Genomic DNA, 24179 nt, shown 5'->3' with positions numbered 1-24179 from the left:
AAAATCCAATTTTTATTATGTTTTATCGGTGATCGACTCTGCGGACGATAGCATCACCTAATGATTGTATCATTTGTACTAATATCACTAACATCACAACAGTGACGGCCATAACAACGACGTCGTATCGATAGTAACCATAACGAATCGCGACATCACCGAGGCCACCGCCACCGACCGTCCCGGCCATTGCGGAGTAGCTGACCAGTGTGACTAAGGTTACCGTCACGGTATTAATAATACTCGGCATCGCCTCAGGTAACAGCACTTTGTAGATAATTTGCAGTTGGCTTGCGCCCATTGATTGTGCGGCTTCAATTAACCCAGATGGGACTTCCATCAAGGCACCTTCGATCAAGCGTGCAACGAAAGGAATCGCTCCAATTGTCAGTGGAACAATCGTCGCCGTGGTGCCGATAAACGTTCCGACAAGCAATTTGGTCAAAGGAATGATGGCGACCATTAAAACAAGAAATGGCACCGAGCGACCGACATTGACGATGGCCCCTAACACACGGTTCACTTGAGGATTCTCAAGTAAGCCATTTTGTTTTGTTGTATGTAGAACCACACCAAGTGGAATGCCGACGACAAAACCGATGATGCCTGAGGCCAAGACCATGTAAATGGTTTCCCAGGTGGCAGTTAAAATGAGTTCACTGTTTTGTGACACCCATGATACGAGTTCATGCATTGAGGTACCCCAGTACTTCTACTTTCACTTTGTTGTTGCGAATAAATTGAATGGCGGCTTCTGTGTTGTCTTTATCACCTTGAATTTCAGCTAACATCATGCCGAACTTCACGCCTCCGGTGTAATCCAGATCTGAGTTCAAAATACTCACATCGATATTAAATTCTCTGGAAACCTGAGAGACGACAGGGGCATCAACACTTGCGCCAGTAAACTCTAAACGCACGAGTGGATGTGCGCCATGATGCGCTGTTTGACGAAGACGTTCAGCAATGTCTTCGGGCAAAGAGAGATCCAATGTCGAGCGAATGAATTGGTGAGCCAATTCGGTTTTTGGATAAGCAAAAATGTCCCCGACGGTGCCTTTCTCAACCAGCTCACCACCACCAATAATGGCCACTTCATGACAGATACTTTTTACCACATCCATTTCATGAGTAATCAATAAGATAGTAATATTTAAGCGACGATTAATTTCTTTTAGCAACGCGAGAATCGATTGTGTGGTCGCCGGATCAAGGGCACTGGTCGCTTCATCACACAATAGGACTTTCGGATCAGACGCTAGGGCCCGAGCAATGGCCACTCGCTGCTTTTGTCCGCCGCTTAGATTGGCAGGATACGTGTCACGCTTATCCGCCAAGCCGACTAAATCAAGGAGTTCGACCACTTTTTTATTGATTTCTTCGTCACTTTTTTTCGCTAACTCTAGCGGCAGTGCCACGTTACCAAACACGGTGCGTGACGATAATAAGTTAAAGTGCTGAAATATCATGCCGATGTTGCGGCGAGCATTGGATAGCTGTTGTGAGCTTAATTGGGTCAGATCCGTACCATCGACAATGACCGAACCTGTTGTTGGTCGCTCTAGCATATTGACACAGCGTATCAGAGTACTTTTCCCTGCACCTGAAGAGCCGATGACACCAAAAATGGTGCCTTGTGATATGGTGAGGTTAATGTCTACTAAGGCAGGAATCTCCGTATCACCTTGGTAGAAAATCTTATTAACATTCTTTATTTCAATCATGTAAAAACCTGTGCAGGGAGTTGAACAACCCGATATTAACTGCGATATCGTTTCACAGAATATTATGCTGTATTGCGTGAAGCCAGATAGAATCCTATGAGTTATAACTAGTCAAGTCAATAGATATTTTTACGTCTAGACGGCTAAAATATCTTAATCCGCGTTTATTCATTATTTGATGGTGATGAAAGAAAAGAGCTGTGCAATAATTATGATTATTCTTAACGCTCAATTGAGAGAGTCATTTTGGCTAAACCAGCAGTATTTTTAGACCGTGACGGTGTGATCAACGTTGATCACGGTTATGTCCACGATGAACATGATTTCGAGTTTATTGATGGTGTGTTTGATGCAACACGTGAATTGCAAGCCAAGGGATATTTGCTGGTATTGGTGACCAACCAATCTGGTATTGCTCGTGGCAAATTCAGTGAAGATCGCTTTTTATCACTGACTCAGTGGATGGATTGGAACTTCGAAGATAATGGCGTGGCATTTGATGGCATTTATTACTGTCCTCATCATGCTGAGTTTGGCCTCGGTGAATACAAACAAGAATGTGATTGTCGTAAGCCAAAACCCGGAATGTTCTTATCTGCCCGCGATTTCTTAGAGATTGATATGTCGAAGTCTGTGATGGTCGGGGATAAAACCGAGGATCTCATGGCCGCCGCTGCCGCTGGTGTTGGTACTAAAATTTTGGTACGAACAGGTAAGCCTGTCACTGCGGAAGGTGAAGCTTTGGCCGATGTGGTGTTAGACAGTATTGCGCAAGTCCCCGCGTACTTAGAACGATAAAGCGCAGACGCGCGAGTGTTTATCGAGCGGTAGGCCACTTTTCGGTGGCCTTTTTATTTGGCCGTCATACATAAGACATAAAAAAACCAGCTCAATGAGCTGGTTTTTTTATTCAATATGGTGGAGGAGGACGGATTCGAACCATCGAAGGCGGAGCCGGCAGATTTACAGTCTGCTCCCTTTGGCCACTCGGGAACTCCTCCAGGAGGTTTTTATACTTAACGGATGTTTTCCCAACACAATCAATCAAGTGCTCTTCTTACGAAGAAAATATGGTGGAGGAGGACGGATTCGAACCATCGAAGGCGGAGCCGGCAGATTTACAGTCTGCTCCCTTTGGCCACTCGGGAACTCCTCCAGGAGATTTTTATACTTAACGGATGTTTTCCCAACACAATCAATCAAGTGCTCTTCTTACGAAGAAATATGGTGGAGGAGGACGGATTCGAACCATCGAAGGCGGAGCCGGCAGATTTACAGTCTGCTCCCTTTGGCCACTCGGGAACTCCTCCAGGAGGTTTTTATACTTAACTGACGTTTTCCCAACACAATCAATCAAGTGCTCTTCTTACGAAGAAAATATGGTGGAGGAGGACGGATTCGAACCATCGAAGGCGGAGCCGGCAGATTTACAGTCTGCTCCCTTTGGCCACTCGGGAACTCCTCCAGGAGATTTTTATACTTAAACGATGTCTTCCCAACTCATCCCTCAAGTGCGGAGCGAATCATAGCAAACTGTTTGAAGCTGTAAACCCTTTTTTTAGTTTTTCGCGCCAAACGCTGTCTTTTTGGACAAAGCTGTGCGTTATTGATCAACTTTTCAGCGAGAGCGTCTGTGGTCAATCAGAAAGGTGAGCAGAATCAGACAATAACTCACGGTTAGATGAGCAGATAAACCGACATAGAATGAGAATTTCATGCAGGAATGGCGCGTCTTGTTATTGGTCTATCAGGGAGTTAAAGAGGCCATGCATCGTTTTTAGCCAATTAAGCAAATTGAGTCTTATTTAAAGCAAGGTAATGGTTGTACTCGGAAGGGCAAAGCGCTAATTTATCCCCAAGGATTCTCACGCACCCATATTCTTATTGTGAATAATAGAGGTGGATTTCATTGATAGAGCATGGCGTCATTATTTCGGTAATTAGTGCTTTATGATAAACATCAATTTATGTAGAATACCAGCCATTACGGTGACGAAAACGTTTGCGTAGCGTCATTGTCCGACTTTACATCAACTTTCAGTTAATCTGAATCAGGAGATACAGATGCTTAAACGTGATATGAACATCGCTGATTATGATCCGGAGCTATACGCTGCGATTGAAGAAGAAACTCTTCGCCAAGAAGAGCATATTGAACTTATTGCTTCAGAAAACTACACCAGTCCACGCGTGATGGAAGCACAAGGTTCTCAATTAACCAACAAATATGCGGAAGGCTATCCAGGCAAACGGTATTACGGTGGTTGTGAGTTTGTTGATAAAGCGGAAGTGTTAGCCATTGAGCGTGCATGCCAACTCTTTGATTGTGGTTACGCCAATGTGCAGCCTCACTCTGGCTCGCAAGCAAACAGTGCCGTATATATGGCATTATTAAATACAGGCGATACTGTACTAGGCATGAGCTTGGCTCATGGCGGTCACCTAACACATGGCTCACCGGTTAACTTTTCTGGTAAGCAGTACAATATTGTCCCTTATGGCATCGATGAGTCAGGTCAGATTGATTACGATGAAATGGAAGCGTTAGCCGAGAAACATCAGCCAAAAATGATCATTGGCGGGTTTTCTGCGTACTCACAAGTCGTGGATTGGAAACGCATGCGTGACATCGCAGACAAAGTCAATGCGTACTTGTTTGTTGATATGGCTCATGTGGCTGGTTTGGTGGCCGCAGGGGTTTATCCAAGCCCATTACCTTATGCCGATGTGGTTACCACCACAACACATAAAACACTGGCTGGCCCTCGTGGTGGCTTAATTCTTTCGAATGCAGGTGAAGAGATTTATAAGAAATTGAATTCAGCAGTATTCCCTGGTGGTCAGGGTGGGCCTTTGATGCATGTTATCGCTGCGAAAGCGGTGGCGTTCAAAGAAGCAATGGAACCTGAATTCAAAGCCTACCAAGAAAATGTCGTGAAAAATGCGAAAGTCATGGTCGCTCAATTTCAAGAGCGTGGTTACAACATCGTATCCAATGGCACAGAAAACCATTTGTTCTTGGTTGACCTAATTAATAAAGACATCACCGGTAAAGAAGCGGATGCAGCGTTAGGCGCAGCGAATATTACGGTGAATAAGAACTCAGTGCCAAACGACCCTCGTAGCCCATTTGTGACTTCTGGTATTCGTATCGGTACTCCATCGATTACTCGTCGAGGCTTTACTGCTGACGATGCCAAAGAGTTGGCAAACTGGATTTGTGATGTGCTTGATAACATCAACGATTCTGCTGTGATTGAAGCAACAAAACAAAAAGTATTGGCCATTTGTAAACGTCTACCTGTTTACGCTTAATCAGCGATACCATAAGAAAAAGCCTGCATTGATGCAGGCTTTTTTATGGTTCATCGCGGCTTTCCGGGGAAAGCCGCTTTTATCTTTAAAAAGAAGTAATCAGTATCTCGATAGCCGTAACCCATTCGCTTGATTAACTTTATCTTGTTGTTTATGCCCTCGAGCGTACAGGTATTGAGTGGATAGCATGCAGAAGCAACGATGCCATGAAGATAAGGTTTGAGCTTTCTTGCGAAGTCCATAAGCGGCTTGATCCCGCTTTCTTGAACTTGCCCCCACCATACGTCCCATAAGTCTCTCGCTTCGCTTTCTGACTGGCATCGCCATAACTCTTTAAGCTGAGAGCCAAGTAAATACGTCACCATTAAGTCCTTGTTCATACTCAGTATCTCACTTAGGTAGCTCTCCTGCTTACTGTCTAAGTTGCCTCTGTTTTTAAGGAGAATCCAGCGAGAGCGCTTAATCCATTGGCGTGCTTTCTTGTCTTGTTTGAGTTGATTCGCTTGATCAACTCTGACTCTATCCATCACTTCCCGACCAAATTTGGCGACCACATGAAATAAGTCGTACACAATGCGAGCGTTGGGGCAATGTTGCTGCACTTCGAGGTCGAAAGCCGTATTCATATCCATCGCAACCGCCTCTATGTTCTGGCAATACTGACCAAGTAACTCAAAGAAGGGACGGATATCTTGTCGACTTCGTCCAACGCCTATCCACAGCACTTGATGCGTCTTAGCATCCGCGATAACGGTGGCATAACGATGTCCCTTAAAGAGCGCAAACTCATCCATGACCAGTTGTTTCAGCTCGGCCCAGTTGACCTCTGGCACCCCATTTTTTAGTCGGCGCTTATCTATCTCCTTAATCGTGTGCCAATGAACGCCCGTCATCTGGGAAATATGCTTAATAGGAAGAAGAGGCAGCAACTGTTCAATATAACTACGTAAGCGGTTAGTTAGGCGCGCAAAAGGTTCAAGCCAAGAAATAGATTCGGTTTTGATACCACAGTCAGGGCACTTGATACGCCTTGTTTGTACGGATAGTTCGACAGGTACGCCGAGCATCATCGCTTCCTTAATCGTTCGCCACTGATAATCATGTATGGCTTGAACATATTGCCCACATGAACACCGAGCGGTTGTGCTGGGTTTGAGAGTAATGGTGATAAGAGAAGACGTTTGAGCAGACTTTACGACATGAAAGCCTTCCCAAAAAGAGGATAGAAAAGTATGATTCATCATGAAAACGGTAGTTTGTGTATGATTTTTGTTTGGCGACTAAACCATATCACTTTCTACCGTTTTTGTTTTAAATTCCCACTAATCCGCGATGAACCTTTTTTATTGGGAACAAGGTTCAACGATGCGAACAGACGTTATTTAGAAATGCTAATGAGCGTTCCCGATTTACATTTGAACATGTAATATTTGCGGGTCTCATTGAACTGTCCTAAGCCTTCGCCACTGCAATAGTTGACGTTGATGTCTCGCATTGTTTCTAGCGTACTTTCGCTGGCAAGCGAAAATTTTGATTGGTCAGCGCAGACAATACGAACTTGGCCGTCATCACTCACCGAATAAATTTTGACATCCGTATTGCACAGTTCAAAAGACGCTTCTTGATAATTATCTCGTTGTTCATTCGATGCACAACCCGTTAACAGTGCGCTCACTGCCATCATGGTTACGAGTCCAAGCTTATACATGACACCATCCTTTTTGAATTGCTTATCATCATTGTAGTCAATATGAACAAACAGGGTAAGAAACTTCTGATATAACAGCAAGCGCTTAATCACGAAAAAAGCCGATATGTAACGCATATCGGCTTTTATTCATGATTAAATGGCTATTATATTATTTAACTTCCATTCCTTGTGCTTGTAAATCCGCATGGTAAGAAGATCTTACGAAAGGTCCACAAGCGGCATGGGTAAAGCCAAGCTCCAAGGCGATTTCTTTCAATTCTTCAAACTCTGCGGGCGGCACGTAGCGGGCAACAGGTAAGTGGTGACGGCTTGGCGCTAGATACTGACCTAACGTCAACATGGTGACACCATGGCTGCGTAAATCTTTCAATACTTCAACCATTTCTTCTTTTGTTTCACCTAAACCCATCATCAATCCAGACTTGGTCGGGATATCTGGGTGCTGCTCTTTAAAGCGGCGCAGTAGTTCGAGTGACCATTTGTAGTTCGCACCTGGACGTGCCTTGCGATACAAACGTGGAATAGTTTCTAGGTTATGGTTAAAGACATCGGGTGGGTTATCTTTTAATAACTCTAGTGCAGTATCCATACGACCACGGAAGTCAGGAACCAAGGTCTCAATGCGGATATTGGGGTTTTGCTCACGAATCGCTTGGTTACAGGCTGCGAAATGTTGGGCACCGCCATCGCGTAAATCGTCCCGATCGACGGAGGTGATAACAACGTATTTGAGCTTCATATCCTTGATGGTTTTAGCCAGCTTGGTAGGCTCTTCTGCATCAGGTGTTAATGGTCGGCCATGAGCCACATCGCAGAAAGGGCAACGACGAGTACAGATAGCACCCAAAATCATGAACGTTGCTGTACCGTGAGTGAAACACTCTGACAGGTTAGGGCATGAAGCTTCTTCACACACTGAATGCAGATCATTTTTGCGCATGGCGTCTTTGATATCACGAATACGTTGCGTATCTCGTGGCAATTTGATCTTCATCCACTCGGGTTTACGCAAGATTTCAACGTCTTCATTCGGCATGTTTTTTACTGGGATCAGAGCCATTTTATCCGCATCGCGGTATTTGACCCCTTTTTCCATTTGAATAGGTTTACTCATGATTATAGGCTTCTGTACTAAATTCGACTTTATTGTATTTCAATAGGTTTACGAGCTCTTTTATTAAGATAGGTTCGACGTCATGCAAGGTGGTTGACGGAATAATATCACTTAACTGTATCATTTCTAACCCGGCATAACCGCACGGATTGATTCGTAAAAATGGGGATAGATCCATATCAATGTTGAGTGCAAGACCATGAAAAGAGCACCCATGACGAATACGCAATCCAAGCGAGCAAATTTTCTTGTTGTCCACATACACGCCGGGCGCATCAGGTCTGGCAGACGAATCAATACCATACTGAGAGAGGGTATTGATCACGATATTTTCGATATGAGAAACCAATTGACGAACGTTGATCGACTTACGACGTAGGTTGACGAGGAAGTAGACGACCAATTGACCCGGCCCATGATAAGTGACTTGTCCACCACGATCACTTTGGACGACAGGAATGTCTCCGGTATTAATCAGGTGTTCTGGCTTACCTGTTTGACCTTGCGTAAACACAGGAAAGTGTTCCACGAGCCAGACTTCATCTTGAGTGTCACTGTCACGATGATTGGTAAAATCCTGCATGGCTTGCCAAACGGATTGATAATCCTGTTTACCTAACTGTCTAACAATCAGCTTACTACTCATTTTATTATCCAGTGGTGTAAAAATGCCGGTTATTATAAACCTCATAAGCGCGACTCACTATGCTTATAGAGAATTTTTTTAACAAACATTAAACACTTAATTTTTAACTATATGATAAATAATGAAAAAGCAGCTTTACGCTGCTTAAAAAAAAGTGTGTAACTTTAAACAATAGTTTAAGTTATAGAACCATGCGGACGATCTCTATGTCACCCAGTTCTTTATATAGCGTTTCAACTTGTTCAATTGATGTGGCATTGATAGTGACAGACACCGCATGATAATTGCCTTTAGCACTTGGCTTTACTTTTGGACTGTAGTTACCAGGCGCGTGACGTTGAATGACTTCTAAAACCAAATCCGGAAGCTCGGGCTTTGCATAGCCCATGACTTTATAGGTAAAGGAACAGGGAAATTCCAACAGGTCTTTTAATTTGGCATCAGAATTAATGGTCAGCATAAAGCGCTCCAAAGTGACAGAAAGTTAAGCAGCCCAGAATAGTACAGTCATTCATAGCGGATCTCAAGTAAACAAAAAGCCGCACAAGGCGGCTTTTTGTATCACAATGACAAGGGCTTAAAATAAGCCATTGAACATTAGAATAATGTAGTCCCAAAGACGGCTAAATAGGCCACCTTCTTTGACATTTTCTAGGGCAATCAGTGGGTATTGCGCCACATCCTTACCGTCGACTTTGTAGTACAGTTTACCGACCACATCGCCTTTTTGAATTGGCGCTTTCAGTTTTTTGTCTAATACAAAGCTTGCCGTAAGATCTTTGGATTTACCACGAGGCAATGTCACGTAAGTATCTTTATTAACGCCCAGCGCGACTTTATCTTTGTCACCCATCCAGACGCGTTCTTTAACAAACGTTTCGCCTTTTTTGTTCGGTTCCACTGTTTCGAAGAAACGGAAACCATAGCCCAGAAGTTTTTTACTTTCAGCTTGGCGAGCGTTAGCGCTTTTCGTTCCCATTACTACGCTGATCAAGCGCATTTTACCTTCTGTCGCAGAGGTCACTAGGTTATAGCCAGCATGGCTTGTGTGGCCGGTTTTCATACCATCCACGTTCATGCTTTTATCCCACAACAGCCCATTACGGTTGTATTGTGTAATGCCGTTAAAGGTGAATTTCTTCTCTGAATAGATTTTGTATTCGTTTGGCACATCGCGGATGATCGCTTGCGCTAGGATGGCAAGGTCATGCGGTGTGGTATACAGGTTATCGTTATCCAAGCCATGCACGTTCGCATAGTGAGTGTCTTTCATGCCGAGGGTGTTAGCCCAAGCATTCATTAAATCGACGAACGCATCCGTTGAGCCAGCAATGTGCTCTGCCATTGCAACACATGCATCATTACCCGAATCGATGATAATGCCTTTGTTGAGCAGACCAACTTTCACGGTTGTGCCCACTTCAATGAACATTTTTGATGATTCGGGGAAGTTTTTCGCCCATGCATTACGACTAATCACCACATCGTCATCGCGGCTGATGTTGCCACGTTTGATTTCTTGACCGATAACGTAACTTGTCATCATTTTGGTTAAACTGGCGGGAGGAAGCTTCTCGTTCATGTTTTTTTGCGCCAAAATTTTGCCAGAATGGAAATCCATTAAAACATAACCTTTAGCGGCAACTTGAGGAGCATCGGGAACGACAACAGGAGACGCAAATGCGTTACCTGAAAGACTAGCTGAAAGCGTAACAGTCGACGCTAGAACAGTATTTAAAATGGCTTTTTTCATGATGAGTATGACTTATTTTCTTAATTGTCCGTTATCTTATCAGAAATGATATTTAAAACAGCCCCCAGAGATGACTTTCGGGGGCAGTTATTAGCTATCAATGCGTATTGATGTAATTTTTAACGAATGCGGTCTTATGTCCCAAGGATTTTACTCTGGTAAGAGTATCTTGAGTCAGCGTATAGTCAACAAAGGGACCTAAAAAAACGCGATAGCTTCCAGTTGTGCTATCGATAAAACTGCGCACTGATAATTTTTGACTCATATTCTTCGCTAAAGTTCGCGCATTTTTTTCATTTTTTGAAGATGACAGCTGAATGTAATATTTCTGTGCATATTTTGCTGGCTTTTTAGGCTCGCTTGTTCCGGGGGTAATAACGTCTAAACGCACATTGGCTGTGCCCGTTTTAAGTACCCCTAATTTGAAGGCTGCCGCATAACTTAAATCAATAATGCGGCCGGTATGGAACGGGCCTCTATCATTGACCCGTACAATGGCCGTCTTACCATTGTCGGTATTGGTTACTCTTACAAAGGAGGGAAGTGGCAGCGTTTTATGAGCCGCCGTCATGGAATACATATCATAGACTTCACCATTTGAGGTGCGGTGACCATGAAATTTAGAGCCATACCAAGACGCTTTCCCCGTTTGGGTAAAGCCCTTTGGATCTTTGATAATATGGTATCGCTTATTATCGAGCGTATAGTCTTTATTACCACCAAGGCTGTAAGCTTCGCGTTGTGGATGGGCGTCTTCGATATGCTCAACCGAAATCGGCGCGTTAGGAGCAACATCACTGCTCATCGAGTAGCGTCCTGCTGGAGTAGAGCTACACCCAGCTAAAATTAGTGCGAAGCATGCCAATGGCCAGAGTCGTTTTGTCATTAGCTTGCCTTTGAAAATGCTTTTCTGTGTGTGTGAATGGACATCAAAATCCCAAATCCTGCTAGTAGTGTCACCATAGATGTACCACCATAACTGATTAACGGCAGCGGAACGCCAACAACAGGTAAAATTCCACTCACCATACCGATATTGACAAACACATACACAAAAAAGCTTAGCACAATACTGCCTGCCATCATGCGCCCAAAAGCGGTTTGTGAGTTATTTGCCAGTATGAGGCCGCGTGCAATAATGAAGAGATAGACACTAAGTAATACCAATACGCCGATGAGCCCCCATTCTTCTGCGATCACCGCGAAGATAAAGTCAGTATGACGCTCAGGTAGGAATTCCAATTGAGATTGAGTGCCATGGAGCCAACCTTTACCCAGTAAACCGCCAGAGCCAATCGCGATTTTACTTTGGATAATATGATAGCCCGCCCCCAGTGGATCCGATTCCGGATTGAATAAGGTGCGCACTCGGGTTTTTTGGTATTCGTGCATCAAGAAAAACCACAGCACTGGGATAAACCCCCCAACGGCCATTGCGGCAGCAATAATGATTTTCCAACTGATGCCAGCAAGGAAAATCACAAAGATGCCTGAGGCGGCGATTAAGATCGAGGTGCCCAAATCCGGTTGCTTGGCGATCAAAATGGTGGGCACAAACACCATGGCCAACGAAATAAACAAGGTTTGCCAATTTGGCGGCAATTGGCGAGCACCGATATACCGTGCCACCATTAAAGGAACCGCCAATTTCAATAGTTCCGAAGGCTGAAAACGAACCACGCCGAGGTCGAGCCAGCGTTGCGCCCCTTTAGAGATCTCCCCAAACAGCAACACCCCCACCAAGAGAATGACCCCTACGGTGAAGAGTAATGGTGCCATGCGCTCGTAAGTGCGAGGGGGAATTTGTGCGGTCAGAATCATGATGGCGAGTGCCATCACCATGCGCATCCCTTGGCGTTCCATCATTGCCATGTTTTGGCCACTGGCACTGTACATGATGACCAAGCCAAAAAACATTAAGACAATCACCGCCAGCAACAGCGGTAAATCAATGTGTATACGATTGAAGAAAGAGCGACTTTCAGTCGTGGGATCCATATTCATTACTTATCGCCTTTGTTGTTCTTAATGAGTAAGCGGTCAAAAATCTTACGAGCCACCGGCGCGCCGTGGCTTGAACCACCGCCAGCGTTTTCAAGCACCACTGTGACAATGGCTTTCGGATTTTTTACCGGGGCAAATGAGGTATATAACGCGTGATCACGAAGGTGTTCGGCGAGTTCATCGGCATTATAAGATTGACCTTCCGCCAGACCAAAGACTTGAGCCGTTCCTGATTTCCCTGCACTGGTGTAAGGGGCGCCATGGAACGCTCGTCGTGCGGTACCACGTCGACCATTGTTGACCAAATACATACCATTAATCGCAATGTCCCAATATTTTTCAGGAACATGTTTGATCGGTGGGTAGGTGACGATTTCCGCATCTTTACGGGTTGAAAATGCGTTACCATTATTGATCGTGGATCGCAGTAGATGCGGCGCAATCACTTCACCGTGATGCACTAACACGGAGGTTGCCTTGGCAAGCTGCAATGGTGTTGCGGTCCAGTACCCCTGACCGATGCCAACAGGAATGGTATCGCCCTGATACCAAGGCTTATGGAAACGGGCTTGTTTCCACTCACGTGTTGGCATATTGGCTTTACTTTCTTCGTAGATATCAATGCCCGTATAGTCACCAAAGCCAAATTTCTTCATCCACGTTGAAATGCGATCAATCCCCATATCATAAGCGACTTGATAGAAGAACGTATCCACTGATTCTTCCAATGCTTTTGTGACATTGACGGTACCATGCCCCCAACGCAGCCAATCGCGGAATGGACGTGTGTGGGAATTAGGAATACGCCACCACCCTGGATCATTACGTGTGGTTTGCGGTGTAATGACGCCTTCGGTCAGTGCGGAAACCGCCATAAAGGGTTTAACCGTTGAACCCGGAGGGTAAATCCCAAGGGTCGAACGATTGACCAGTGGACGATCTTTATCATGGAGTAAGTGATTGTATGCTTTGCTTGATATGCCGTGCACAAAGGCGTTGGGATCGTAGCTCGGGCTTGATACCATCGCCAGTACCCCGTTATCTTTGGCATCCAATACAATGGCTGAGCCTCGGCGCCCATCCAGCAATTTAGAGACGTACAATTGCAAGTTGATATCGAGATTGAGCACAATATCTTTGCCCGGTGTAGGGGGCACATATTTTAACGTACGAATGACTCGGCCGCGGCTGTTTACTTCGACTTCTTGGTAACCCGCCGTGCCATGTAGGATGTCTTCGTAATACCGCTCTACGCCCAGCTTGCCAATATCATGGGTGGCTTTGTAGTTAGCGCGTTTACCTTCTCGAGACAAACGGGCAATGTCTCGGTCATTAATGCGAGAGACATAGCCGAGTACATGGGTAAGGACTGAGCCATAAGGGTAATACCGTTTCAGTGCCGCCGTGACTTGTACGCCAGGAAATTCGTATTGGTGGACGGAGAAAACCGCTACTTGTTTTTCGGTCAACTGAGACAGTATTGGCACCGATTCAAAACGGCGGGTATGACGTCGTTCTTTGTTGAAATCCTGTATATCGTCATCAGTGATCGGCAAGATACGTTGTAGACGCGCGATGGTCTTATCCATATCTTTGATTTTTTCTGGAATGATCTCGAGGCTATAAACGGGGCGGTTTTCCGCGAGCAAGTGCCCATTGCGATCGTAAATTAAGCCGCGGTTGGGTGATATGGGGACGATTTTAATACGGTTATCGTTGGAGCGTGTTTTGTAATCCTGATAGTCATTCACCTGAATGTTATATAGGTTACCTATCAACACGCCAATCAGGATGATAATGCCTAAGAATGAGACGACAGCACGGTTGCGAAACAACCGCGCTTCAGCTTTATAATCTCGAAATTGGCTACGTTTACGTAACATGAAGGCCTATTCTCGGTGATAAGGATGGTTAGCGGTAATACTCCAAGCTCGATAGAGACTTTCAGCCATCACGACACGAACCAGTGGATGAGGTAGTGTGAGTGGCGATAAAGACCAAGATTGCTCGGCGGCTTGTTTGCACGCTGGGGATAAGCCTTCGGGCCCGCCAATAAGAATGGAAACATCACGAGCGTCGAGCTTCCAGCTTTCTAATTGACCTGCGAGTTGCTCTGTGTCCCAGCGTTTACCGGGAATATCCAGCGTGACAATGCGGTTGCCTTTCGGCACAGACGATAGCATCGCTTCGCCTTCTTTTTGTAAAATTCGCGCAATATCGGCATTTTTCCCACGTTTACCCGCCGGAATTTCAATCAATTCTAATGGCATGTCGTGTGGGAAACGGCGTCGATATTCCTCGAAGCCCTCCGTTATCCACTTAGGCATTTTATTGCCAACCGCGATAAGTTGTATTTTCAATGGATCAGCTCCAAAGCTTTTCTAATTGATACATTTCGCGTTGTTCTTCTTGCATGATATGCAGCATGGTATCGCCAAGATCCACCACAACCCATTCACCTTCGTCTTCGCCATCAATACCCAATAGGCGGATACCTTGTTGGTTGGCTTGCTCGGCCACGTGGTCGGCAATGGATGACACATGGCGTTTGGACGTGCCAGTACAGACAATCATCACATCAGTAATACTGGATTTTTCACGAACATCGAGAGTGATGATATTTTCAGCTTTCATATCATCGGCTTTGTCAGCAAGAAATGCGGTTAAATCGTTGCGTTGCAAATTAGTATCCTCAAACATCAATCAGGAATAGAAAAGGTCGAACAGTATACCATGTCTTGTTATTAAGACGGTATGTTCACATGAGTCAGACAACACTCTAAGGAGATTTGTTGCAATCGTGGCCATACCGACTGTTCATATTGAGTTTTTGTCAGTATTTCGCATTGAGCAAGTAATTTTACCAATTGGCGTAATTTTTGCGCGTTGAGACGCTGGAGGGCCGCCGAATAAATCGGGCGTTTGTTATTCCAGACACGAAAACTTTCCATCACCGTACTGATGGATTGGTGAGTCAGCGCATGTTGCATCTTTATGAGCTGGAGCAGTTCTTTTTGTAAGGTTCGTAATAAAATGATGGGTTCTGCGTCTTCCGATTGCAGTTGCGCCAAAATACGCTGGGCACGTTGCGCTTTCCCTTCCAGTAACGCATCCGTCCAGTGAAAGGGGGTGTAATGATTATGCCTGCTGAGAGAAGCCTCAAGTCGCGCTGCAGTAAGTTGGCCGTCTGGGTAATTGAGGGCAAGTTTTTCTAAACTTTGCACTAAGGCCAGTAAATTCCCCTCATGCCATTGGGCGAGCATCTGCAGCGCATCCCGATCAGCAACAAGATTGAGCTGGCGACAGCGAGCAGAAACAAATTGTGGCAAGCGACTCATGTCTGGAGTTAAGCAATTCACCAAGCAGCCATTCACTAGTAACGCTTTACACCACGCTGCATTTTCTTGGGCGCGTGTGATTTTAGGACCACTCACGAGCAAGATGATGTCAGGGTTGAGTGCGTCAGCCAATGATTGGAAGGCTTTGGTTATCGTGGCATTGAGTCCAGATTCAGGCAAGGTTAATTCAATCAGTTGTCGGCTAGAGAATAAACTCATCGCGTGACAGCAATCAAGCACGTCATTCCAGTCGAGATTGGCGTCGACATTGAAGCGATGTACTTCATCAAACCCTTGCTGCTTGGCACAGGATTCAATCGCCGCTTTAGACTCTTGTAGCAGGAGAGGTTCGTTACCAAACAGCAGGTAACACCCATAGAGCTGTTTGGATAACGAATCGGCCAGTTTATCGGCGTAAATCTTCATAAATCGGATTACTTACGTCGTTTAATTGATTTCATCAGAGTTGGATAAGTCAGAGGCGGCTTTTTTCTGACGTTTCTCTTGTAGGCGTTGTTGCTCAATTTCGTCTTTTGTCAAAGTATGGCCGTTTTTATCAAGCTCCATGGTGCCCGCTTGGATATTGGCTTTTAAACGTGCCATCTGGCGGATAATTTGGTTAGCCGCAGTATGACGCATTTCGTTTTCAAGTTTGTCTTGTTCTACAGATTTCGCTAACGCACTCAGTGGGTTATCAAGGTAGCTGCGAGTCACGCTGGTGGTAAATTTGCGATCGCCAATATCCGGAATGGTCACGGTATAGTTCACTTGATAGGTTAATTCGCGTTCCGCTGTACGAGTATTTTGATAAAGAGAGAGTGTACGTTCAGTTGTGCTCTCACTGTCGAGGTTCAAGTTAGGCACATCCGTCGCAGGCGGCACGATGTCAATAGAATTCATGCGCAGTTGACGATGGACAATTCGTGTCAGCGTGCTGTATTCATCATAACTGGTAAACGACATCGTACTAAGCGCGTCGGGGACATCATAGTCGCCACGTAAGTGGAAGCCACAAGCGCTGAGCAAGGTGGTTAGGACTAAAACAAGCGACAGTTTGATTGGAGTAGAGTGTGTTAAACGCATTGGTTATTGGTTCTCTATTATCGAAAGACTTATCTTAATATATTGTGCAATACATAAAGATAAAACTCCCGTAGGACAAAATAAAGTGGCCCTAGGGCCACTCTTCATAGGCGCCGTCTTGCTACGCACATAACAAGACGGCACTCGTGCTTAGTTCGCCACGATATTCAGCAATTTACCCGGTACGTAAATAATTTTACGAATGGTTTTCCCTTCGATAAATTTATTCACGTTTTCATCGCTTAGGCCAAGTTCTTCAACTTGTTCTTTCGTTGCATCAGCGGCGATGGTCATCTTACTGCGTAGCTTACCATTAACTTGTAAAATAATAAGCTTTTCATCTTCGACTAATGCGTCTTCATCAAAGGTTGGCCAAGTTGCATGATCGATATCCGACTCACCAAGTGCTTCCCACATTTCAAAACAGATATGCGGTGTGATTGGCGCAAGCATGCGCACAATCGCTTTGAGTGCTTCGTCCATAATCGCGCGGTCTTGCTCATCCGCTTGCGGCGCTTTAGTGAGCTTGTTCATGAGCTCCATAATCGCGGCAATGGCGGTGTTGAAAGTCTGGCGACGGTCGATATCATCACTGACTTTCGCTATCGTTTTATGCACATCACGACGCAAGGCTTTCTGGTCATTGCTCAAGGCTGACTTGTCTACCACGCTGGCTTGGCCATGTTGCGTATGCTCATGCACTAATTTCCATACGCGGCGCAAGAAGCGGTTCGCCCCTTCCACCCCAGATTCTTGCCATTCAAGCGTCATATCCGCTGGAGAAGCAAACATCATGAATAAGCGAACGGTATCCGCTCCGTATTTATTGACCATTTCTTGCGGGTCGATGCCATTGTTTTTCGACTTAGACATCTTGATCATGCCGGAGTGTTCTACTGATCGGCCTTGATTATCAACGGCTTTCGTAATGTGTCCTTTACCGTCACGTTCCACTTCAACGTCAGTTGGCGATACCCATTCTTTGGTGCCTTTTTCATTCACGTAGTAGAACGCGTCCGCTAATACCATGCCTTGGCACAGCAGTTTTTTGAACGGCTCGTCACTGGTCACATAACCCGCATCACGCAATAATTTATGGAAGAAGCGTGAGTAGAGTAGGTGCATACAGGCATGTTCAATACCACCAATGTATTGATCGGCCGGCAGCCAGTAGTTGGCTTTCTCTGGATCAAGAATGTCGTCTGCATGCGGTGAACAGTAACGCGCGTAATACCAAGACGATTCCATGAAGGTATCAAAGGTATCGGTTTCACGGATAGCAGGTTGACCGTTAAATGTGGTCTCGTACCAGTTTTTATCCGCTTTTATTGGGCTGGTCACACCGTCCATCACGACATCTTCAGGAAGCACCACTGGCAACTGCTCTGCGGGTACTGGGTGAACTTCGCCATCTTCGGTGGTCACCATTGGAATTGGCGCGCCCCAGTAACGCTGACGAGATACGCCCCAGTCACGGAGACGGAAGTTGACGGTTTTCTTACCTTTACCTTCGCTTTCAAGTTTTTGCGCGATGGCATCAAAAGCTGCGGTGAAGTCTAAGCCATCAAATTCGCCCGAGTTAAACAGAGGCCCTTTTTCTGTATAAGCAGCCTCCGAGGTGTCTGGCGCTTGGCCTTCCTCGTTAAGAATGACAGCTTGAATATCGAGACCGTATTTAGTGGCGAATTCGAAGTCACGTTGATCGTGTGCAGGAACGGCCATCACGGCACCCGTTCCGTAATCCATCAATACAAAGTTCGCGACATACACCGGCACTTCACGTCCATTTAATGGGTGAATCGCGGTGAAGCCCGTTGCCATGCCTTTTTTCTCCATGGTCGCCAGCTCGGCTTCGGCCACTTTGGTATTTCGGCACTCGTCGATGAAGGCGGCAAGCTCTGGATTGTTTTCAGCCGCTTTGGTTGCCAGAGGGTGACCTGCCGCAATGCCAACGTACGTTACGCCCATGAGGGTATCTGGACGGGTAGTGTACACTTCGAGATTTTGCTCATGATCTTTGACAGCAAACGAAAGCTCGACGCCTTCGGAGCGACCAATCCAGTTACGCTGCATGGTTTTCACCATTTCAGGCCAACCGTCCAGATTATCGAGGTCATCGATCAATTCTTGTGCGTAAGCGGTGATTTTGATGAACCACTGTGGAATTTCTTTTTGTTCTACCGGAGTATCACAACGCCAGCAGCAACCATCTTCCACTTGCTCGTTGGCAAGAACGGTTTGGTCATGTGGGCACCAGTTTACTGACGAGGTCTTTTTGTATACCAAGCCTTTTTCATACAACTTAGTGAAAAACTCTTGTTCCCAACGGTAGTACTCTGGGGTACAGGTTGCGAATTCTCGGTTCCAATCATAACCAAAACCTAACAGCTTAAGTTGGTTTTTCATGTATTCGATATTTTCGTACGTCCAAGGTGCTGGCGCGGTTTTGTTTTTCACGGCCGCATTTTCAGCTGGCAAACCGAACGCATCCCAACCAATTGGTTGCAGGACGTTCTTGCCTTGTAAACGTTGGAAGCGAGAAATTACGTCACCGATGGTGTAGTTACGCACGTGTCCCATGTGGAGTCGACCACTTGGGTAGGGGAACATTGAGAGACAATAGAATTTTTCTTTGTTAGGGTCTTCATGAGCGATGAATGTTTCATTGCTTTCCCAGTGCTGTTGAACTTTTTGTTCAATATCTTGCGGGTTATATTGATCTTGCATCGATGATATCCGGTTATCTTGGAAATTGTGAGTTCAATTAGAATAGTAACTGATAGATCGTCATAGAATACCTAAAGGACGTCAGTACAACAATAGCCAATCCACTTTCAAAGGGGTGACTTATGCCAAAACACAAGAGTGAATACGAAACACTGATGAAAAATGTGGTGGACTCATTGAAAAAAAGCCCCACAGAACTGCATCAAATCATCGAAACGTCCAAGGAAGTGATGCATGCCGCCTCTGACATGACCAAAGACGAATGGGCATTATTGTCCGCTTATGTGGAATCCGATATCAAAGAGTTTGCCGAATCGTTTGAAGAAAGTAAAAGTGGCCCGTTCTATCTGACGGTCACCAATTCGATTTGGCAAGGGCTAATGGATATTACTGATACCACCAAGGTTGAGTGGTTAGAATTGACCCATGAGCTCGAAAAGCGTGGGTTGTATGAAGAAGGGGACATGATCAGCTTAGGCGTGCTCGTGTGTGAAAAATGTGGTCAGCGCACCGAATATACGCATCCTTCACAAGTGATTGCCTGTACGGCGTGTGGCAATCGAGCCTTTCATCGCCAATCTCTCACCACAGAATAAAAAAAGCCCCCTCACCATAGATGGAGAGGGGGCCTTACGTTTATGCTTCGTCCGAAGAACGTGGGGTGGGACGTTTTTTACGACGTTGCCAAGCCCAAATCACACTGATGAGTACCCACAGATACAGAGGCCAAGAGCCCCAGATATAGTAAGGGGTTTCCCCTTCTGTTGGATGGATGGTGGCGGTTAAGACACCTGTCTCGAACTGCGGTAGCTCGTGGGTGATTTGACCCAAATAATTGGTAATCGCGGTCACACCATTATTGGTCGAGCGGATCAGCGGTTTCCCCAGTTCCAAAGCCCGCATTTGTGCAATTTGCATGTGTTGCAAAGGTCCAATGGAGTGACCAAACCACGCATCGTTCGATAACGTCAGCAAAAAGTCCGTGGTGTCATCAACGTTTGCCCGTACTTGATTGCCAAAAATGATCTCGTAGCACAGTGCTGGCGCAAACGAAAATCCGTTCGCAATAATGTTCGGCTGCACGTAAGCCCCTGCGGTAAACGAAGACATGGGTAAATTAAACAGTGGCGCTAATGGGCGCAAAATGCTTTCAAACGGTACAAACTCGCCAAATGGTAGAAGGTGATGTTTGTGATAGCGAGCATCAATATCATAACGGTAGCCATCGCTTGGCGTTTTACCGAGCGTTAGAATACTATTATAAAAACGTTTCTGGTCATCATAGTTGATGACACCAGTGATGATACTGCTGCCTTTGATATTTGTCACATGGTCTAAATTACGCAGAAATGGCTTAACATCGCGCTCAATCGCAGGAATGGCGGCTTCAGGCCAAATGATGACGTCGGCATCCCAGTTTTGGCGAGAGAGATCAACATATTTATCAATCGTCGGCCAGCGGTGGTCTGGTTGCCATTTGACAGCTTGGTCAATATTGCCTTGAACTAACGCGATTTTTGCCGAGCGATCGTGATCTGGGGTGACCCAGTGCGCGGACTTAAGACCAAAGCCGGCGGCAAAAATGACCACAGGGATCAAGGTGTATGACCAAGCTTTACGCAGCCAAGCGCTACTCAAAGCCGCCGCACACACAAGCAGTAATAGTGTCAGTAGCTCAACACCGCCGACGGGGGCGAAGTAAGCGAGGGGGCTGTCTGTTTGACTGTAGCCCAACCATAGCCATGGAAACCCCGTGAACACCCAGCCGCGCAGCCAATCACAGATCAACCAAAGAGCAGGGGCGGCAAGAAATAAGCGAGTATGATGGCGACGGGCAAAGAAACGATTCAATCCCCAAGCAAATAATGCAGGATAGATCGCAAGATAGGCCGCGAGCAGCGCGGTTAGGGCAAAGCTGGCGATTTTGGGGACGCCACCAAAGGTATCGATACTGACATGAACCCAACTGATACCTGTGCCAAATTGTCCTAAGCCCCAAAAGAAGCCAAGCCAACCCGCCTGTTTGGCGGTTTTATTATCAAGCAGTATCAGTAGCAGGCATGGGCTTATCAGTGCGAAAAGCCACATATGAAATGGAGCGAAAGCTAGGGTGGTGCAAGCGCCGATCAAAGCGGCCACAAAGGGCCACTTTAGGCGATAAAGACTCTGTTTTATCATCTGAAATTGCTCTAGGCTCGGTCACAAGCCAGGGTTAGATTACTCTTCGGTCGATTCCGGTTGCGGTGAACTATCGGGGATGGTGACATGAATCTGTATCACGCGGCGGTTGTCAGCCGAGGTCACTTTAAAATTATAGTGCTCGATTTCAACCACTTCTCCTCGATTAGGTAAATGACCAAAGGCGGTAGTAACTAGCCCACCAACGGTATCGACTTCGTCATCATTGAAGTTGGCAGCAAACGCTTCATTAAAATCTTCAATGGTCGTTAATGCATTGATAGCGTAGGTATGCTTGCTGAGCTTGCGGATGTCTTGTTGTTCTTCTTCATCGAATTCATCTTCAATGTCGCCAACAATTTCTTCCAATACATCTTCAATGGTCACCAAGCCAGATACGCCACCAAACTCATCTACGACAATGGCCATGTGATAACGTTCCTCTTGGAATTCCTTTAAGAGGCGATCAACCCTTTTACTTTCTGGCACAACGACGGCCGGGCGTAAGACTTCTTCGATGTTAAATGGTGAGCAGCTAGATCCTAAGTACTTGAGTAAGTCCTTCGCGAGCAGTAGGCCTTCGACATGATCTTTGTCTTCGCTAATGACTGGGTAGCGTGAGTGTTGTGCGTCGGTAATCAACGCAACAATGTTATCCAGAATTTCATGACGCTCAATGGTCACCATCTGGGAGCGAGGAATCATAATGTCCCGCACACGCATATCAGAAATTTGCATAACGCCTTCAAGCATTCCACGCGTATCATGATCAATCAGATCATTAATTTCGGAATCTCGAATGACATCGACCAGTTCTTGCCGATCTTTCGGGTCACCCTGAAAAAATTGGCCTAAACGCTCAAAGAAGGACTTTCTACTCGGACCTTCAGAACTTTGCGAGTTATCTTCGTTCATTGTTTCTCTGTTAACTAATGCTATCAGACGTGTGATAGCGCACATGATACTCCCGCACTATTCAGGGAGTGACGTTTTCTCAGCAGCATAAGGGTCATCATAGCCCATGTGTTGCATAATATCAGTTTCGAGAGACTCCATGATTTCGGCTTCGTCGTCTTCGATATGATCATAACCTAGCAGATGTAGACTACCGTGTACAACCATATGCGCCCAGTGTGCGTCCAGAGGGGTATTTTGCTCTTTTGCTTCACGCTCAACGACTTGACGACAAATAACGAGATCCCCTAACAAATCTATCTCGAAACCTGGGGGCGCTTCAAAGGGAAAAGACAGGACGTTGGTGGACTTGTCTTTGCCTCGATAATCCAAATTCAGTTGATGACTTTCTTGCTCATCAACAATGCGAATGGTCACTTCCGCTTGCTCTTTGAAGCGGCTGACAGCGTGAGTTAACCAGCGAGAATACTCCGTCTCGCTGGGTAATTGGTCGGCGCTATCACAAGCAATTTGCAAGTCTAATTCAATGCTCATGATTGGTCAGATTCCTTTAAGGCAGCGCGCATGGCTTCTATTTCGGCTTTTTGTGTTTCAAGTCGTTTCTCTTCGCGCTCTTCACGGCGACGCTTTTCAAACTCTTTGCGCTCTTTTTGATCTTCCGTTTCCCATTTTTCGTAAGCATTGACGATACGAGCAACGACTGGGTGGCGTACCACGTCGTCAGCTTGGAAAAAGTTGAAGCTAATATCTTCCACATCGTTGAGAACTTCGATGGCATGGCGTAAGCCGGAACGCGCTCCACGAGGTAAATCGATTTGCGTGACGTCGCCCGTAATGATGGCTCGTGAGTTAAAGCCGATACGGGTCAGGAACATCTTCATTTGTTCGACCGTGGTGTTCTGGCTCTCATCTAAGATAACGAAAGCGTCATTGAGAGTACGACCACGCATGTAGGCGAGGGGAGCAATCTCTATCACATTGCGTTCGATGAGTTTTTCCACTCGCTCAAAGCCCAGCATTTCAAACAGCGCATCATAAAGCGGGCGCAAGTAAGGATCGACTTTTTGGCTAAGGTCACCGGGTAAAAAGCCCAGTTTTTCACCCGCTTCTACCGCAGGACGAGTCAATAAAATACGACGAACTTCTTGGCGTTCCAGCGCGTCAACGGCTGCGGCGACCGCCAAATAGGTTTTACCGGTACCCGCGGGACCAATACCAAAATTGATGTCATGGGTGACCATGTTCATCAAGTAATGCGCTTGATTGGGTGTCCGAGGTTTGATGATACCTTTTTTGGTCTTAATGACGACTTCTTTGCCGTATTTGATCGACGATTCAGCCTCTTCAGGGTTTTGCTCTAACACGCCCGATTCTTTTATGGCTAAATGGATCTGATCAGGTTCGATATCTTGCTGATGACCGCGCACTGGGGCGGTATCGACATATAACGTTTTAAGAATATTCGCAGCCGCTTCAGCAGTATGGGGTTTGCCGACGACAGTGAAAAGATTATTACGGTGATTGATTTCGACACCCAAACGACGTTCTATCTGTTTGATATTATCGTCGAAAGGACCGCATAAGCTGGCTAGACGTTGGTTGTCTGATGGTTCGAGATTGATTTCTACGGTTACTGTTTTATTGCTCAAATTAGCCTCTCATTGTGTCATG

23 protein-coding genes and 4 tRNA genes are annotated in these 24179 nt (G+C 45.8%); 3 read left to right on the top strand and 24 right to left on the bottom strand.

Going from position 1 to position 24179, the window contains the following annotated elements; translation table 11 throughout:
• Positions 1 to 22: 22 nt before the first annotated feature.
• Together EAE30_RS14395 and metN are read right to left on the bottom strand one after the other, a co-directional pair.
• The gene (locus EAE30_RS14395; protein ID WP_123016543.1) at positions 23 to 694 is read right to left on the bottom strand and encodes a methionine ABC transporter permease; all 672 of its coding nucleotides are present in this window, start codon (positions 692 to 694) and stop codon (positions 23 to 25) included.
• Positions 687 to 1724 (bottom strand): methionine ABC transporter ATP-binding protein MetN, encoded by a 1038-nt coding sequence (gene metN, locus EAE30_RS14390; RefSeq protein ID WP_123016542.1) that lies wholly within the window; start codon positions 1722 to 1724, stop codon positions 687 to 689. The genes EAE30_RS14395 and metN overlap by 8 nt, the downstream gene beginning before the upstream one ends.
• A gap of 246 nt (positions 1725 to 1970) precedes the next feature.
• On the opposite strand from metN, the gene gmhB reads away from it, so the two are divergent.
• Entirely contained in the window at positions 1971 to 2522 is a 552-nt protein-coding gene (gene gmhB, locus EAE30_RS14385; protein ID WP_123016541.1) for a D-glycero-beta-D-manno-heptose 1,7-bisphosphate 7-phosphatase, read from the top strand.
• A 118-nt stretch (positions 2523 to 2640) separates the two neighbouring features.
• Here gmhB and EAE30_RS14380 read toward each other — a convergent pair.
• The 4 genes from EAE30_RS14380 to EAE30_RS14365 form a co-directional block, all read right to left on the bottom strand.
• Positions 2641 to 2725 (bottom strand) — tRNA-Tyr (locus EAE30_RS14380).
• A 70-nt stretch (positions 2726 to 2795) separates the two neighbouring features.
• Positions 2796 to 2880 (bottom strand) — tRNA-Tyr (locus EAE30_RS14375).
• A gap of 69 nt (positions 2881 to 2949) precedes the next feature.
• A tRNA-Tyr gene (locus EAE30_RS14370) sits at positions 2950 to 3034 on the bottom strand.
• 70 nt (positions 3035 to 3104) lie between these two features.
• A tRNA-Tyr gene (locus EAE30_RS14365) sits at positions 3105 to 3189 on the bottom strand.
• Between the two features lie 599 nt (positions 3190 to 3788).
• Between EAE30_RS14365 and glyA the strand changes: the two genes are divergently transcribed.
• Positions 3789 to 5039, top strand: a complete 1251-nt coding sequence (gene glyA / locus EAE30_RS14360) for a serine hydroxymethyltransferase (protein ID WP_123016540.1) — start codon at positions 3789 to 3791, stop codon at positions 5037 to 5039.
• 50 nt (positions 5040 to 5089) lie between these two features.
• On the opposite strand, the gene EAE30_RS14355 is transcribed toward glyA, so the two are convergent.
• The 14 genes from EAE30_RS14355 to leuS all read right to left on the bottom strand — a co-directional run bounded on the left by EAE30_RS14355 (position 5090) and on the right by leuS (position 19415).
• Positions 5090 to 6280 carry an ISL3 family transposase gene (locus EAE30_RS14355; protein ID WP_123016684.1) on the bottom strand — a complete coding sequence of 397 codons (1191 nt, stop codon included), beginning with the start codon at positions 6278 to 6280 and terminating at the stop codon, positions 5090 to 5092.
• 137 nt (positions 6281 to 6417) lie between these two features.
• Positions 6418 to 6747, bottom strand: a complete 330-nt coding sequence (locus EAE30_RS14350; RefSeq protein ID WP_123017388.1) for a hypothetical protein — start codon at positions 6745 to 6747, stop codon at positions 6418 to 6420.
• A 151-nt stretch (positions 6748 to 6898) separates the two neighbouring features.
• Positions 6899 to 7864, bottom strand: coding sequence for a lipoyl synthase (gene lipA / locus EAE30_RS14345; protein ID WP_123016539.1), 966 nt, complete (start codon positions 7862 to 7864; stop codon positions 6899 to 6901).
• Positions 7857 to 8510 (bottom strand): lipoyl(octanoyl) transferase LipB, encoded by a 654-nt coding sequence (lipB, locus tag EAE30_RS14340; RefSeq protein WP_123016538.1) that lies wholly within the window; start codon positions 8508 to 8510, stop codon positions 7857 to 7859. The genes lipA and lipB overlap by 8 nt, the downstream gene beginning before the upstream one ends.
• 181 nt (positions 8511 to 8691) lie before the next feature.
• On the bottom strand, positions 8692 to 8970 hold the full coding sequence (ybeD, locus tag EAE30_RS14335) for a DUF493 family protein YbeD (protein WP_123016537.1): 279 nt from the start codon (positions 8968 to 8970) through the stop codon (positions 8692 to 8694).
• A gap of 117 nt (positions 8971 to 9087) precedes the next feature.
• Positions 9088 to 10263 (bottom strand): serine hydrolase, encoded by a 1176-nt coding sequence (locus tag EAE30_RS14330; protein WP_123016536.1) that lies wholly within the window; start codon positions 10261 to 10263, stop codon positions 9088 to 9090.
• Positions 10264 to 10360: 97 nt separating this feature from the next.
• The gene (locus EAE30_RS14325) at positions 10361 to 11149 is read right to left on the bottom strand and encodes a septal ring lytic transglycosylase RlpA family protein (RefSeq protein ID WP_123016535.1); all 789 of its coding nucleotides are present in this window, start codon (positions 11147 to 11149) and stop codon (positions 10361 to 10363) included.
• Complete coding sequence (rodA, locus tag EAE30_RS14320; protein ID WP_123016534.1) at positions 11149 to 12267, bottom strand: rod shape-determining protein RodA; 1119 nt, start codon at positions 12265 to 12267, stop codon at positions 11149 to 11151. The genes EAE30_RS14325 and rodA overlap by 1 nt, the downstream gene beginning before the upstream one ends.
• Positions 12267 to 14150 carry a penicillin-binding protein 2 gene (mrdA, locus tag EAE30_RS14315; RefSeq protein WP_123016533.1) on the bottom strand — a complete coding sequence of 628 codons (1884 nt, stop codon included), beginning with the start codon at positions 14148 to 14150 and terminating at the stop codon, positions 12267 to 12269. The genes rodA and mrdA overlap by 1 nt, the downstream gene beginning before the upstream one ends.
• A 6-nt stretch (positions 14151 to 14156) precedes the next feature.
• The gene (gene rlmH, locus EAE30_RS14310; protein WP_123016532.1) at positions 14157 to 14627 is read right to left on the bottom strand and encodes a 23S rRNA (pseudouridine(1915)-N(3))-methyltransferase RlmH; all 471 of its coding nucleotides are present in this window, start codon (positions 14625 to 14627) and stop codon (positions 14157 to 14159) included.
• 4 nt (positions 14628 to 14631) lie between these two features.
• A complete protein-coding gene (gene rsfS, locus EAE30_RS14305) occupies positions 14632 to 14949 on the bottom strand; it encodes a ribosome silencing factor (RefSeq protein WP_199287056.1) in 318 nt (105 codons plus the stop codon).
• 62 nt (positions 14950 to 15011) lie between these two features.
• Positions 15012 to 16031, bottom strand: coding sequence for a DNA polymerase III subunit delta (holA, locus tag EAE30_RS14300; RefSeq protein ID WP_123016530.1), 1020 nt, complete (start codon positions 16029 to 16031; stop codon positions 15012 to 15014).
• Between the two features lie 21 nt (positions 16032 to 16052).
• Positions 16053 to 16688: an LPS-assembly lipoprotein LptE gene (locus EAE30_RS14295; RefSeq protein WP_123016529.1), complete on the bottom strand. Its 636-nt coding sequence runs from the start codon at positions 16686 to 16688 to the stop codon at positions 16053 to 16055.
• 150 nt (positions 16689 to 16838) lie between these two features.
• Positions 16839 to 19415, bottom strand: coding sequence for a leucine--tRNA ligase (gene leuS, locus EAE30_RS14290; RefSeq protein WP_123016528.1), 2577 nt, complete (start codon positions 19413 to 19415; stop codon positions 16839 to 16841).
• A gap of 122 nt (positions 19416 to 19537) precedes the next feature.
• Between leuS and EAE30_RS14285 the strand changes: the two genes are divergently transcribed.
• On the top strand, positions 19538 to 20011 hold the full coding sequence (locus EAE30_RS14285) for a zinc ribbon-containing protein (RefSeq protein ID WP_123016527.1): 474 nt from the start codon (positions 19538 to 19540) through the stop codon (positions 20009 to 20011).
• A gap of 40 nt (positions 20012 to 20051) precedes the next feature.
• On the opposite strand, the gene lnt is transcribed toward EAE30_RS14285, so the two are convergent.
• From lnt to EAE30_RS14265, 4 genes are read right to left on the bottom strand one after another with little or no spacing between them, the layout of a single operon-like run.
• Positions 20052 to 21593 carry an apolipoprotein N-acyltransferase gene (gene lnt, locus EAE30_RS14280; RefSeq protein WP_123016526.1) on the bottom strand — a complete coding sequence of 514 codons (1542 nt, stop codon included), beginning with the start codon at positions 21591 to 21593 and terminating at the stop codon, positions 20052 to 20054.
• Positions 21594 to 21632: 39 nt separating this feature from the next.
• Positions 21633 to 22508 carry a CNNM family magnesium/cobalt transport protein CorC gene (corC, locus tag EAE30_RS14275; RefSeq protein ID WP_123016525.1) on the bottom strand — a complete coding sequence of 292 codons (876 nt, stop codon included), beginning with the start codon at positions 22506 to 22508 and terminating at the stop codon, positions 21633 to 21635.
• A gap of 57 nt (positions 22509 to 22565) precedes the next feature.
• Entirely contained in the window at positions 22566 to 23042 is a 477-nt protein-coding gene (gene ybeY / locus EAE30_RS14270; protein ID WP_123016524.1) for an rRNA maturation RNase YbeY, read from the bottom strand.
• Positions 23039 to 24157, bottom strand: a complete 1119-nt coding sequence (locus tag EAE30_RS14265) for a PhoH family protein (protein WP_123016523.1) — start codon at positions 24155 to 24157, stop codon at positions 23039 to 23041. The genes ybeY and EAE30_RS14265 overlap by 4 nt, the downstream gene beginning before the upstream one ends.
• Positions 24158 to 24179: the final 22 nt, after the last annotated feature.

This window comes from Vibrio zhugei, assembly GCF_003716875.1.
Classification (GTDB): Bacteria; Pseudomonadota; Gammaproteobacteria; order Enterobacterales; family Vibrionaceae; genus Vibrio; species Vibrio zhugei.
The sequence above is the reverse complement of the archived record's forward strand: the minus strand, read 5'-3'. Positions and strand labels throughout refer to the sequence as shown.